Source organism: Pseudomonas shirazensis (genome assembly GCF_050496565.1).
GTDB lineage: Bacteria > Pseudomonadota > Gammaproteobacteria > Pseudomonadales > Pseudomonadaceae > Aquipseudomonas > Aquipseudomonas shirazensis_A.
The window spans coordinates 249,276-261,171 of record NZ_JBNWAE010000008.1 but is presented as its reverse complement, the minus strand read 5'-3'; the positions used below and the strand labels follow the sequence as shown (position 1 = coordinate 261,171).

Below are 11,896 nucleotides of genomic sequence, written 5' to 3'. Positions count from 1 at the left end.
GGCGGGGCCCCGGCCCCTCTCCGCGGTGCTTGGTGACATGCAATGTTACCGATCACCGGGCGGGGAGGGCCGGGGCCTTGTCTTGACTGGGTGCAAGAACCTCTTTAGACTTTTGTACCCTTAAATTTGGTGAGGCTCCGTCTCGTCAATTTTAGGCTTTCTTGCAAGACAATAGCGTCGCAAGACAATCAGTGGAGCTAGTAGATGGCAACTATCAACCAGCTGGTACGTCAGCCGCGTAAGCGTACCGTCGAGAAATCCGACGTACCTGCGCTGCAGAACTGCCCGCAACGTCGTGGCGTGTGCACCCGTGTGTACACCACCACGCCGAAAAAACCTAACTCGGCACTGCGTAAAGTATGCCGTGTGCGTCTGACCAACGGTTTCGAGGTTTCCTCGTACATCGGCGGTGAAGGCCACAACCTGCAAGAGCACAGCGTCGTCCTGATCCGTGGCGGCCGTGTAAAAGACTTGCCAGGTGTTCGTTACCACACCGTTCGCGGCTCCCTGGATACCTCCGGCGTCAAAGGTCGTAACCAAGGTCGTTCGAAGTACGGTACCAAGCGTCCGAAGTAATCGGCCGTTTGCACATAATCAATTTTTTCAGTCGATAAGAGTAAGGTCGGGCGGGGGTCGTAGACCCAGGTCCCGGGCTAACCTGAAGACCGTTTGAGGGCTTATCATGCCAAGACGTCGTGTAGCAGCAAAACGTGAGATTCTGGACGATCCAAAATACGGATCGCAAATCCTCGCGAAGTTCATGAACCACGTGATGGAAAGCGGCAAGAAGGCCGTTGCCGAGCGTATCGTTTACGGTGCGCTGGACAAGGTCAAAGAACGCAAGAACAGCGATCCCCTGGAAATCTTCGAGAAAGCTCTCGACGCCATCGCTCCGCTGGTCGAAGTAAAGTCCCGCCGTGTCGGCGGTGCCACTTACCAGGTTCCGGTCGAAGTTCGTCCATCCCGTCGTAACGCTCTGGCAATGCGCTGGCTCGTAGACTACGCCCGCAAGCGCGGCGAGAAGTCCATGGCTCTGCGCTTGGCTGGCGAGCTGCTGGATGCTGCTGAAGGCAAAGGTGCTGCAGTCAAGAAGCGTGAAGACGTGCACCGTATGGCTGAAGCCAACAAAGCGTTCTCGCACTACCGCTTCTAATTCAAGCATCAATCATTTTGCGAGGGCTTTATGGCTCGTACTACAGCAATTAACCGCTACCGTAACATTGGTATTTGCGCGCACGTCGATGCGGGCAAAACTACCACTACCGAGCGGATCCTGTTCTACACAGGCCTGAGCCACAAGATGGGCGAGGTGCATGACGGCGCCGCGACCACCGACTGGATGGTGCAGGAGCAGGAGCGGGGTATTACCATTACCTCCGCTGCCGTTACCACCTTCTGGAAGGGTTCTACCGGTCAGTACGACAACTACCGCGTAAACGTCATCGATACCCCTGGCCACGTTGACTTCACCATTGAAGTTGAGCGTTCGCTGCGTGTACTCGACGGCGCGGTCGTTGTGTTCTGCGGTACCTCCGGCGTTGAGCCACAGTCCGAAACCGTATGGCGTCAAGCCAACAAGTACGGCGTTCCACGTGTTGTCTACGTGAACAAGATGGACCGTGCAGGCGCTGACTTCCTGCGCGTTATCGGCCAGATCAAGAACCGCCTGGGTCACACCCCGGTTCCGATCCAGCTGGCAATCGGTTCGGAAGACAACTTCCAGGGTCAGGTCGACCTGATCAAGATGAAAGCTGTCTACTGGAACGATGACGACAAGGGCACTTCGCCGCGCGAGGAAGAAATTCCTGCCGACATGCTCGAGTTGGCTGAGAAGTATCGCTCCGAAATGGTCGAGGCTGCTGCCGAGTCCAGCGAAGAGCTGATGAACAAGTACCTGGAAGGCGAAGAGCTGACCGTCGAAGAAATCAAGGCCGGTCTGCGCGCGCGCACCCTGGCTGGCGAGATCGTTCCGGCTGTCTGCGGTTCCTCGTTCAAGAACAAGGGTGTTCCCCTGGTTCTGGACGCCGTAATCGAGTTCCTGCCTGCTCCTACCGAAATCCCGGCGATCAAAGGTATTCACCCTGATCTGATCGAGAAGTCGAAAGAAGAGCTGGTCGATGCCGACTACGACGAGCGTCACGCTTCCGACGACGAGCCGTTCTCGGCTCTGGCGTTCAAGATTGCCACCGACCCGTTCGTTGGTACTCTGACTTTCGTGCGCGTCTACTCGGGTTTCCTGACCTCGGGCGACTCCGTGATCAACTCGGTCAAGGGCAAGAAAGAGCGCGTTGGTCGTATGGTGCAGATGCACGCCAACCAGCGTGAAGAGATCAAAGAAGTACGCGCAGGCGACATCGCTGCTCTGATCGGCATGAAGGACGTCACCACTGGTGACACCCTGTGCAACGCCGACAAGCCGATCATCCTCGAGCGTATGGACTTCCCGGAGCCTGTAATTTCGGTTGCTGTTGAGCCGAAAACCAAGCAGGACCAGGAAAAGATGGGTATCGCACTGGGCAAACTGGCTCAGGAAGACCCGTCGTTCCGCGTCAAGACCGATGAAGAAACCGGCCAGACCATCATCTCCGGTATGGGCGAGCTTCACCTGGACATCCTCGTTGACCGCATGAAGCGCGAGTTCAACGTCGAAGCCAACATCGGCAAGCCGCAGGTTTCGTACCGCGAGCGTATCACCAAGTCCAACGTCGAAATCGAAGGCAAATTCGTTCGTCAGTCGGGTGGTCGTGGTCAGTTCGGTCACTGCTGGATCCGTTTCTCGGAGCCGGACGTGGACGACAAAGGCAACATCACCGAAGGTCTGGTGTTCAGCAACGAAGTGGTTGGTGGTGTGATTCCTAAGGAATTCATCGCTCCGATCCAGAAGGGTATCGAAGAGCAGATGAAGAACGGCGTTGTTGCCGGTTATCCTCTGATCGGCCTCAAGGCCACGGTATTCGACGGTTCGTACCATGACGTCGACTCCAACGAGATGGCGTTCAAGGTTGCAGCTTCGATGGCAACCAAGCAGCTGGCCCAAAAGGGCGGTGGTCAGGTTCTCGAGCCGATCATGAAGGTTGAGGTTGTAACCCCTGAGGACTACATGGGTGACGTGATGGGTGACCTGAACCGTCGTCGTGGTCTGATCCAGGGTATGGATGATTCGGTCTCCGGCAGGGTTATCCGTGCTGAAGTGCCGCTCGGGGAAATGTTCGGTTATGCGACCGACGTTCGTTCCATGTCTCAGGGTCGCGCGAGCTACTCCATGGAATTCTCCAAATACGCCGAAGCTCCGTCGAACATCGTCGAAGCTCTCGTTAAAAAACAAGGCTGATTCAGCCCCTTTAGGCTAGGAGTTCACTGTCGTGGCTAAAGAAAAATTTGATCGTTCCCTTCCGCACGTCAACGTTGGCACCATCGGTCACGTCGACCACGGTAAAACCACTCTGACTGCTGCTCTGACTCGCGTCTGCTCCGAAGTTTTCGGTTCGGCTGTTGTTGACTTCGACAAGATCGACTCGGCTCCAGAAGAGAAAGCGCGTGGTATCACCATCAACACCGCGCACGTCGAGTACAACTCGAAGATCCGTCACTACGCTCACGTCGACTGCCCAGGTCACGCTGACTATGTGAAGAACATGATCACCGGTGCTGCGCAGATGGACGGCGCTATCCTGGTTTGCTCGGCCGCCGATGGTCCGATGCCACAAACCCGTGAGCACATCCTGCTGTCCCGTCAGGTTGGCGTTCCGTACATCGTGGTCTTCCTGAACAAGGCTGACCTGGTAGACGACGCTGAGCTGCTGGAACTGGTCGAGATGGAAGTTCGCGACCTGCTGTCCACCTATGACTTCCCAGGCGACGACACTCCGATCATCATCGGTTCGGCTCGTATGGCTCTGGAAGGCAAAGACGACAACGAGATGGGCACCACTGCCGTCAAGAAACTGGTAGAAACTCTGGACAGCTACATCCCAGAGCCAGAGCGCGCTATCGACAAGCCGTTCCTGATGCCAATCGAAGACGTATTCTCGATCTCGGGTCGTGGTACCGTTGTTACCGGTCGTATCGAGCGTGGCATCGTCCGCGTTCAAGACGCTCTGGAAATCGTTGGTCTGCGTGACACCACCACCACCACCTGCACCGGTGTTGAGATGTTCCGCAAACTGCTCGACGAAGGTCGTGCTGGCGAGAACTGTGGCGTTCTGCTGCGTGGTACCAAGCGTGACGACGTTGAGCGTGGCCAGGTTCTGGTCAAGCCAGGTTCGGTCAAGCCGCACACCAAGTTCACCGCAGAAGTTTACGTTCTGTCGAAAGAAGAAGGCGGTCGTCACACTCCGTTCTTCAAAGGCTACCGTCCTCAGTTCTACTTCCGTACTACTGACGTGACCGGTAACTGCCAGCTGCCGGAAGGCGTTGAGATGGTAATGCCAGGTGACAACATCCAGATGGAAGTCACTCTGATCAAGACCATCGCAATGGAAGACGGTCTGCGCTTCGCTATCCGTGAAGGCGGTCGTACCGTCGGCGCCGGCGTCGTAGCCAAAATCATCGAGTAATCACTCGATCGGTTGAAAAAGGCCTCCGCTCAGCGGGGGCCTTTTTTATTGGGTTGACACAAAATCGGACCGTCTATAGAATCACGCCTCCTTTTAGCGGGCGTAGTGCGTCCGTTGGGAACAGCCTGGAGTCTGAAATCCAATGCAAAATCAGCAAATCCGTATCAGGTTGAAGGCTTTCGACCATCGCCTGATCGACCAATCCACCCAGGAAATCGTGGAAACCGCGAAACGTACTGGTGCACAAGTGCGTGGTCCGATTCCACTGCCTACTCGCAAAGAGCGTTTCACCGTTCTGGTCTCCCCGCACGTCAACAAAGACGCGCGTGACCAGTACGAGATCCGCACTCATAAGCGCGTTCTGGACATCGTCCAGCCAACGGATAAAACCGTTGATGCGCTGATGAAGCTGGACCTTGCGGCAGGTGTGGAAGTACAGATCAGCCTCGGCTAAGACTTCGGTCTTAACCGTGTAACGCTCTGAAATGGGCGGCCATAGCGGGTGAAAGCCCCGTACACTCATGAGGTTCACAACATGACTATTGGTGTAGTCGGTCGTAAATGCGGTATGACCCGTATTTTCACCGAAGAAGGTGTCTCCATTCCGGTCACGGTCGTTGAGATCGAGCCGAATCGCGTCACCCAGTTCAAAACCGAAGAAACTGATGGCTACCGTGCAGTGCAAATCACTGTAGGCGAGCGTCGTGCTTCGCGTGTGACTGCTGCTCAAGCAGGTCACTTCGCTAAGGCGAACGTTGCCGCTGGTCGCGGTGTTTGGGAGTTCCGTCTTGAAGAAGGCGATTTCCAGGCTGGCGATCTGATCAAAGCTGAACTCTTTACTGCAGGCCAGCTGGTAGACGTCACCGGTCAGTCGAAAGGTAAAGGCTTCGCCGGTACCATCAAGCGCTGGAATTTCCGTGGCCAAGATAACACCCACGGTAACTCCGTATCGCACCGTGTTCCGGGTTCCATCGGCCAGTGCCAGACTCCTGGTCGTGTGTTCAAGGGCAAGAAAATGTCCGGTCACATGGGCGCCGAGCGCGTTACTGTGCAGTCCCTGGAAGTAGTTCGCGTCGACGCTGAACGCAACCTGCTGCTGATCAAGGGTGCCGTTCCTGGCGCTACTGGCGGCGACGTGGTTGTACGTCCAGCTGTCAAGGCTCGCGGTTAAGGGGAAACTGACATGCAACTTAACGTAAATGACGCTCAGGCGATCGAAGTTTCCGAACTGACCTTCGGTGGCGAATTCAACGAGACGCTGGTTCACCAAGCAGTCGTGGCCTACATGGCCGGCGGCCGTCAGGGCACCAAACAGCAGAAGACCCGTTCCGACGTATCCGGTGGCGGTAAGCGCCCATGGCGTCAGAAGGGTACTGGTCGTGCTCGTGCTGGTACCATCCGTAGCCCGATCTGGCGCGGCGGTGGCACCACCTTCGCAGCTCGTCCTCAGGACCACTCGCAGAAGCTCAACAAGAAGATGTATCGCGCAGCAATGCGTTCCATCCTCGCTGAGCTGGTGCGCACCGACCGTCTGGTCGTTGTCCAGGACTTCGCTGTTGAAGCGCCAAAGACCAAAGATCTGCTGAACAAGCTGAATGGCATGGGCCTGACTGACGTCCTGATCGTATCGGACGCCGTTGATCAGAACCTGTACCTGGCTGCTCGTAACCTGCCGCACGTCGACGTTCGTGACGTTCAAGGTTCCGATCCGGTCAGTCTGATCGCCTATGACAAAGTGTTGATCACTGTGTCGGCCGTGAAGAAATTCGAGGAGCTGCTGGGATGAACCAGGAACGCGTATTTAAAGTCCTCCTTGGCCCGCACGTTTCCGAGAAGGCTACCGTTCTGGCTGAGAAAAAAGGCCAGTTCGTATTCAAGGTTGCTACCGATGCAACCAAGCTGGAAATCAAGAAAGCTGTCGAAGGCCTGTTCGGCGTAAAAGTCGAAAACGTGTCGACTGTTAACGTATTGGGTAAAACCAAGCGTACCGCACGTGGTCTGGGCAAGCGTAATGACTGGAAGAAGGCGATCGTCTCCCTTCAGCCAGGCCAAGATCTCGATTTCAGCAGCAGTGCTGAGTAAGGAAGGGGTGCATCATGGCAATCGTTAAATGCAAACCGACTTCCCCTGGCCGCCGTTTCGTGGTCAAGGTGGTCAACAAGGAGCTGCATAAAGGCGCTCCTCACGCACCGCTGCTCGAGAAGAAATCGAAGTCTGGTGGTCGTAACAACAATGGCCGTATTACCACGCGTCACATTGGTGGTGGTCATAAGCAGCATTACCGTATGGTCGACTTCCGTCGCAACGACAAAGATGGCATTCCAGCCACTGTCGAGCGTATCGAATACGATCCAAACCGTACTGCTCACATCGCCCTGCTGTGCTACGCAGACGGTGAGCGTCGCTACATCATCGCCCCTAAAGGCGTGAGCGCTGGCGATCAGCTGATCGCAGGTGCACTGGCCCCAATCAAGGCCGGTAACTCCCTGCAGCTGCGCAACATCCCAGTAGGTAGCACCATTCACGGCATCGAACTGAAGCCGGGTAAAGGTGCACAGATCGCTCGTTCCGCTGGTGCTTCGGCTCAGCTGATCGCTCGCGAAGGTGTCTACGTGACCCTGCGTCTGCGCTCTGGTGAAATGCGTAAAGTCCTGGCTGAGTGCCGTGCGACCCTGGGCGAAGTCTCGAACTCCGAGCACAGCCTGCGTTCGCTGGGTAAAGCTGGTGCCAAACGCTGGCGTGGCGTTCGCCCAACCGTTCGTGGTGTTGCCATGAACCCGGTTGACCACCCGCATGGTGGTGGTGAAGGTCGTACCTCCGGTGGTCGTCATCCGGTATCGCCATGGGGCTTCCCAACCAAGGGTGCGAAGACTCGTGGTAATAAGCGTACCGACAAAATGATCGTCCGTCGTCGCAAGTAAATAGAGGGATACGACAGTGCCACGTTCTCTGAAAAAAGGTCCTTTTATCGATCTTCACCTACTGAAGAAGATCGAAGTGGCGGCGGAAAAGAACGATCGCAAACCGGTGAAAACCTGGTCGCGTCGTTCGATGATCCTGCCACAAATGGTCGGTCTGACCATCGCGGTTCATAACGGTCGTCAACATGTCCCAGTTCTCGTGAACGAAGACATGGTCGGTCATAAACTGGGCGAGTTTGCCGGTACCCGCACATATCGTGGGCACGTGGCTGACAAGAAAGCCAAGCGTTAAGGGGTAGGAAATGGAAGTAGCCGCTAAGTTGTCGGGCGCTCGAATCTCCGCCCAGAAAGCCCGCTTGGTCGCCGACCAGATCCGCGGGAAGAAGGTGGGCGAAGCGCTCAACCTGTTGGCCTTCAGCAGCAAAAAAGCCGCTGAAATCATGAAGAAAGTCCTCGAGTCGGCCGTTGCCAACGCCGAACACAACGAAGGCGCAGACGTTGATGACCTGAAGGTCTCCACCGTTTTCGTCAACGAAGGGCGTTCGCTGAAGCGCATCATGCCGCGTGCCAAAGGCCGCGCTGATCGCATCGTCAAGCGGTCTTGCCATATCACTGTCAAGGTTGCGGACAAGTAACGGAGTCGATCAGATGGGTCAGAAAGTACATCCCACTGGCATTCGCCTGGGAATCGTCAAGGAGCACACGTCCGTCTGGTATGCAGATGGCGCGACTTACGCAGATTACCTGTTGAAGGATCTGAAAACTCGTGAGTACCTCCAAGACAAACTAAAAAGCGCGTCCGTAAGCCGTATCGATATCCATCGTCCGGCCCAAACTGCACGCATCACCATCCACACCGCTCGTCCAGGTATCGTTATCGGGAAGAAAGGTGAAGATGTTGAGAAGCTGCGTCAGGACCTGACCAAGCAGATGGGTGTGCCTGTGCACATCAACATCGAAGAGATCCGCAAGCCGGAACTCGACGCCATGCTGGTTGCGCAAAGCGTAGCTCAGCAGCTGGAGCGCCGCGTAATGTTCCGTCGTGCTATGAAGCGCGCCGTGCAGAACGCCATGCGTATTGGTGCCAAGGGCATCAAGATCCAGGTGAGCGGTCGTCTCGGCGGTGCCGAGATTGCTCGTACCGAGTGGTATCGCGAAGGTCGTGTGCCGTTGCACACCCTGCGTGCTGATATCGACTACAACACCTACGAAGCTCACACCACTTATGGTGTGATCGGTGTGAAGGTTTGGATCTTCAAAGGCGAAGTAATTGGTGGTCGCCAAGAAGAGCTGAAACCACAAGCACCAGCGCCTCGTAAAAAAGCTGCTAAGTAAGGGGTACGCCAAATGTTGCAACCTAAGCGTACAAAATTCCGCAAGCAGATGACCGGCCACAACCGTGGTCTGGCACTGCGCGGTAGCAAGGTCAGCTTCGGCGAATTCGCCTTGAAAGCTGTCGCCCGCGGTCGCCTCACCGCTCGCCAGATCGAGTCTGCACGTCGTGCTCTGACTCGTCACGTTAAGCGTGGCGGCAAGATCTGGATCCGTGTGTTCCCGGACAAGCCGGTTACCAAGAAGCCTCTTGAAGTGCGGATGGGTAAAGGTAAGGGTTCCGTGGAATACTGGGTTGCCCAGATCCAGCCAGGCAAAGTCCTGTATGAGATCGAGGGTGTTTCTGAAGAGCTGGCGCGCGAAGCATTCGCCTTGGCTGCTGCAAAGCTGCCACTCGCCACCTCCTTTGTTAAGCGGACGGTGATGTGATGAAAGCGAATGAACTTCGTGAAAAATCGGCACAGCAGCTGAACGAGCAACTGCTCGGCCTGCTGCGCGACCAGTTCAATCTGCGTATGCAGAAAGCAACTGGTCAGTTGGGGCAGTCGCACCTGCTCTCGCAAGTTAAGCGTGACATCGCTCGCGTGAAAACTGTGCTCAACCAGCAGGCAGGTAAGTGATCATGGCTGAAGCTGAAAAAACCGTCCGTACGCTGACTGGCCGTGTCGTCAGCGACAAAATGGACAAGACCATCACCGTTCTGATCGAGCGTCGCGTAAAGCACCCGATCTACGGTAAATACGTTAAGCGTTCGACTAAGCTGCACGCGCACGACGAAACCAATCAGTGCAAAATCGGCGACAAGGTTTCCATTAGCGAAACTCGTCCGCTGGCCAAGACCAAGTCTTGGGCACTGGTTGAAGTCCTCGAACGCGCTGTTGAAGTCTAAGGGCTAGGGGTCGGAGAAATTTTATGATTCAGACTCAATCCATGCTCGATGTGGCCGATAACAGCGGCGCTCGTCGCGTCATGTGCATCAAGGTGCTCGGCGGTTCCCACCGTCGTTACGCCGGCATCGGTGACATCATCAAAGTAACCGTCAAGGAAGCAATTCCGCGCGGTAAGGTCAAAAAAGGCCAGGTGATGACCGCCGTAGTCGTACGTACCCGTCATGGTGTACGTCGCGCTGACGGTTCCATCATTCGTTTCGACGGTAACGCTGCTGTTCTGCTGAACAACAAGCAAGAGCCGATCGGCACTCGCATCTTCGGGCCAGTGACCCGTGAACTTCGCAACGAGAAGTTCATGAAGATCGTCTCGCTCGCCCCTGAAGTGCTCTAAGGAGATCCGACATGCAAAAGATTCGTCGTGACGACGAGATCATCGTGATCGCCGGCAAAGACAAAGGGAAGCGCGGTAAGGTGCTGAAGGTTCTCGCTGACGACCGTCTGGTCATCGGTGGTGTGAACCTGGTCAAGCGTCATACCAAGCCTAACCCGATGGCGGGCGTACAGGGCGGTATCGTCGAGAAAGAAGCGCCTCTGCACGCTTCCAACGTTGCCATTTTCAATGGTGAAACCAACAAGGCTGACCGCGTTGGCTTCAAGGTTGAAGACGGCAAGAAAATTCGTGTCTTCAAGTCGACCCAGAAAGCGGTTGATGCTTGAACACTGCTAGGTAGAAGACAATGGCACGACTCAAAGAGATTTACCGGAACGAAATCGCTCCCAAGCTTAAGGAAGAACTTAAGCTCGCGAACGTGATGGAAGTTCCACGCGTAACCAAGATCACCCTGAACATGGGTCTGGGCGAAGCTGTCGGTGACAAAAAAGTCATCGAAAACGCTGTAGCCGACCTGGAAAAGATCACCGGTCAAAAGCCGGTCGTGACTTTCGCTCGCAAGTCGATTGCGGGTTTCAAGGTTCGTGAAGGTTGGCCGATCGGCGTTAAAGTTACTCTGCGCCGTGACCGTATGTACGAGTTCCTGGACCGCCTGCTGGCGATCTCCCTGCCTCGGGTTCGCGACTTCCGCGGCCTGAATGCCAAGTCCTTCGATGGTCGTGGCAACTACAGCATGGGCGTGAAAGAGCAGATCATCTTCCCGGAAATCGACTACGACAAGATCGATGCTCTGCGCGGTCTGGACATTACCCTGACCACCACTGCTCGTTCGGATGACGAAGGCCGCGCTCTGCTGCGTGCATTCAAATTCCCGTTCCGCAACTGATTGGAGTAGGAAAATGGCCAAGAAGAGCATGAAAAACCGCGAGCTGAAGCGTCAGCTCACGGTAGCCAAGTACGCCAAAAAGCGTGCCGAGCTGAAAGCGACCATCGTCAACCTGAACGCATCGCCAGAAGAGCGCTATGCCGCCGTCGTCGCACTGCAAAAGCAGCCGCGTGACGCCAGCGCCGCTCGTCTGCGCAACCGTTGCCGCCTGACCGGCCGTCCTCACGGTGTATACCGTAAGTTCGGTCTGGGCCGTAACATGCTGCGTCAAGCTGCAATGCGTGGTGACGTACCAGGTCTGGTTAAAGCCAGCTGGTAAGCACCAGGGTTCTGGCGGAAGGGGAGCAATCTTCCGACCGCCGGTGACCTCGCTTCTAAACAAGCCCCTATATGGGGCTTGTTTCGTTTCTAGGTTGTGTCTAGAATGATCGGCTCACCCGAGCCCGGGTCTTTTGTCCTGGGTGCTTGGGTGGTTGTGATAGCCGAGAGGCTAATAATTCTTGTATCAGGAGCATCTAGCCCATGAGTATGCAGGACCCGTTAGCGGACATGCTAACTCGCATCCGTAATGCCCAGATGGCTGAAAAGTCCGTCGTAAGCATGCCTTCTTCGACTCTGAAGGTTGCGGTTGCCCAAGTTCTGAAGGACGAAGGTTACATCGCTGGTTACCAGGTAAGCAGCGAAGTCAAACCCTCCCTGTCGATCGAGCTGAAGTACTTCGAAGGCCGTCCGGTCATCGAAGAGCTGAAGCGCGCCAGCCGACCAGGCCTGCGTCAGTACAAGGCCGTTACAGATCTGCCGAAAGTTCGTGGCGGTCTGGGCGTGTCTATCGTCTCCACCAACAAAGGTGTGATGACGGATCGTGCTGCACGTGCCGCCGGTGTTGGTGGCGAAGTTCTGTGCACAGTGTTCTAAGGGGG

Annotated in this window: 20 protein-coding genes; all 20 read left to right on the top strand. The window is 55.9% G+C overall.

Annotation, left to right across the window (positions count from 1 at the left end; translation table 11 throughout):
* Positions 1 to 204: 204 nt before the first annotated feature.
* The 20 genes from rpsL to rpsH all read left to right on the top strand — a co-directional run bounded on the left by rpsL (position 205) and on the right by rpsH (position 11,891).
* Positions 205 to 576, top strand: a complete 372-nt coding sequence (gene rpsL / locus ACQZ2L_RS14380; RefSeq protein ID WP_003257088.1) for a 30S ribosomal protein S12 — start codon at positions 205 to 207, stop codon at positions 574 to 576.
* A 106-nt stretch (positions 577 to 682) separates the two neighbouring features.
* Entirely contained in the window at positions 683 to 1,153 is a 471-nt protein-coding gene (gene rpsG / locus ACQZ2L_RS14375) for a 30S ribosomal protein S7 (RefSeq protein WP_008089143.1), read from the top strand.
* 30 nt (positions 1,154 to 1,183) lie between these two features.
* On the top strand, positions 1,184 to 3,331 hold the full coding sequence (fusA, locus tag ACQZ2L_RS14370; protein ID WP_430326689.1) for an elongation factor G: 2,148 nt from the start codon (positions 1,184 to 1,186) through the stop codon (positions 3,329 to 3,331).
* A gap of 31 nt (positions 3,332 to 3,362) precedes the next feature.
* Positions 3,363 to 4,556 (top strand): elongation factor Tu, encoded by a 1,194-nt coding sequence (tuf, locus tag ACQZ2L_RS14365; protein WP_101322346.1) that lies wholly within the window; start codon positions 3,363 to 3,365, stop codon positions 4,554 to 4,556.
* Positions 4,557 to 4,698: 142 nt separating this feature from the next.
* Positions 4,699 to 5,010, top strand: coding sequence for a 30S ribosomal protein S10 (gene rpsJ / locus ACQZ2L_RS14360; protein WP_003186070.1), 312 nt, complete (start codon positions 4,699 to 4,701; stop codon positions 5,008 to 5,010).
* Positions 5,011 to 5,091: 81 nt separating this feature from the next.
* Positions 5,092 to 5,727 carry a 50S ribosomal protein L3 gene (gene rplC, locus ACQZ2L_RS14355; protein WP_101322345.1) on the top strand — a complete coding sequence of 212 codons (636 nt, stop codon included), beginning with the start codon at positions 5,092 to 5,094 and terminating at the stop codon, positions 5,725 to 5,727.
* Positions 5,728 to 5,739: 12 nt separating this feature from the next.
* Positions 5,740 to 6,342: a 50S ribosomal protein L4 gene (gene rplD / locus ACQZ2L_RS14350; RefSeq protein ID WP_101322344.1), complete on the top strand. Its 603-nt coding sequence runs from the start codon at positions 5,740 to 5,742 to the stop codon at positions 6,340 to 6,342.
* Positions 6,339 to 6,638 (top strand): 50S ribosomal protein L23, encoded by a 300-nt coding sequence (rplW, locus tag ACQZ2L_RS14345; RefSeq protein WP_010220306.1) that lies wholly within the window; start codon positions 6,339 to 6,341, stop codon positions 6,636 to 6,638. The genes rplD and rplW overlap by 4 nt, the downstream gene beginning before the upstream one ends.
* A 14-nt stretch (positions 6,639 to 6,652) precedes the next feature.
* Positions 6,653 to 7,477, top strand: a complete 825-nt coding sequence (gene rplB / locus ACQZ2L_RS14340) for a 50S ribosomal protein L2 (protein ID WP_314877067.1) — start codon at positions 6,653 to 6,655, stop codon at positions 7,475 to 7,477.
* Between the two features lie 16 nt (positions 7,478 to 7,493).
* The gene (rpsS, locus tag ACQZ2L_RS14335) at positions 7,494 to 7,769 is read left to right on the top strand and encodes a 30S ribosomal protein S19 (RefSeq protein ID WP_002555486.1); all 276 of its coding nucleotides are present in this window, start codon (positions 7,494 to 7,496) and stop codon (positions 7,767 to 7,769) included.
* A gap of 10 nt (positions 7,770 to 7,779) precedes the next feature.
* Positions 7,780 to 8,112 (top strand): 50S ribosomal protein L22, encoded by a 333-nt coding sequence (gene rplV, locus ACQZ2L_RS14330; RefSeq protein ID WP_003103908.1) that lies wholly within the window; start codon positions 7,780 to 7,782, stop codon positions 8,110 to 8,112.
* Between the two features lie 13 nt (positions 8,113 to 8,125).
* The gene (gene rpsC / locus ACQZ2L_RS14325) at positions 8,126 to 8,812 is read left to right on the top strand and encodes a 30S ribosomal protein S3 (protein WP_003255481.1); all 687 of its coding nucleotides are present in this window, start codon (positions 8,126 to 8,128) and stop codon (positions 8,810 to 8,812) included.
* Between the two features lie 12 nt (positions 8,813 to 8,824).
* Positions 8,825 to 9,238: a 50S ribosomal protein L16 gene (rplP, locus tag ACQZ2L_RS14320; RefSeq protein ID WP_009397508.1), complete on the top strand. Its 414-nt coding sequence runs from the start codon at positions 8,825 to 8,827 to the stop codon at positions 9,236 to 9,238.
* A complete protein-coding gene (gene rpmC / locus ACQZ2L_RS14315) occupies positions 9,238 to 9,429 on the top strand; it encodes a 50S ribosomal protein L29 (RefSeq protein ID WP_002555481.1) in 192 nt (63 codons plus the stop codon). The genes rplP and rpmC overlap by 1 nt, the downstream gene beginning before the upstream one ends.
* Before the next feature lie 2 nt (positions 9,430 to 9,431).
* On the top strand, positions 9,432 to 9,698 hold the full coding sequence (rpsQ, locus tag ACQZ2L_RS14310) for a 30S ribosomal protein S17 (protein WP_101322342.1): 267 nt from the start codon (positions 9,432 to 9,434) through the stop codon (positions 9,696 to 9,698).
* Between the two features lie 23 nt (positions 9,699 to 9,721).
* Positions 9,722 to 10,090: a 50S ribosomal protein L14 gene (rplN, locus tag ACQZ2L_RS14305; protein WP_011063774.1), complete on the top strand. Its 369-nt coding sequence runs from the start codon at positions 9,722 to 9,724 to the stop codon at positions 10,088 to 10,090.
* Positions 10,091 to 10,101: 11 nt separating this feature from the next.
* Positions 10,102 to 10,416 carry a 50S ribosomal protein L24 gene (rplX, locus tag ACQZ2L_RS14300; RefSeq protein ID WP_003255476.1) on the top strand — a complete coding sequence of 105 codons (315 nt, stop codon included), beginning with the start codon at positions 10,102 to 10,104 and terminating at the stop codon, positions 10,414 to 10,416.
* Between the two features lie 20 nt (positions 10,417 to 10,436).
* Positions 10,437 to 10,976 (top strand): 50S ribosomal protein L5, encoded by a 540-nt coding sequence (gene rplE, locus ACQZ2L_RS14295; RefSeq protein ID WP_101322341.1) that lies wholly within the window; start codon positions 10,437 to 10,439, stop codon positions 10,974 to 10,976.
* 13 nt (positions 10,977 to 10,989) lie between these two features.
* On the top strand, positions 10,990 to 11,295 hold the full coding sequence (rpsN, locus tag ACQZ2L_RS14290) for a 30S ribosomal protein S14 (RefSeq protein WP_101322340.1): 306 nt from the start codon (positions 10,990 to 10,992) through the stop codon (positions 11,293 to 11,295).
* A 203-nt stretch (positions 11,296 to 11,498) separates the two neighbouring features.
* Entirely contained in the window at positions 11,499 to 11,891 is a 393-nt protein-coding gene (gene rpsH / locus ACQZ2L_RS14285; RefSeq protein WP_101322339.1) for a 30S ribosomal protein S8, read from the top strand.
* Positions 11,892 to 11,896 lie beyond the last annotated feature (5 nt).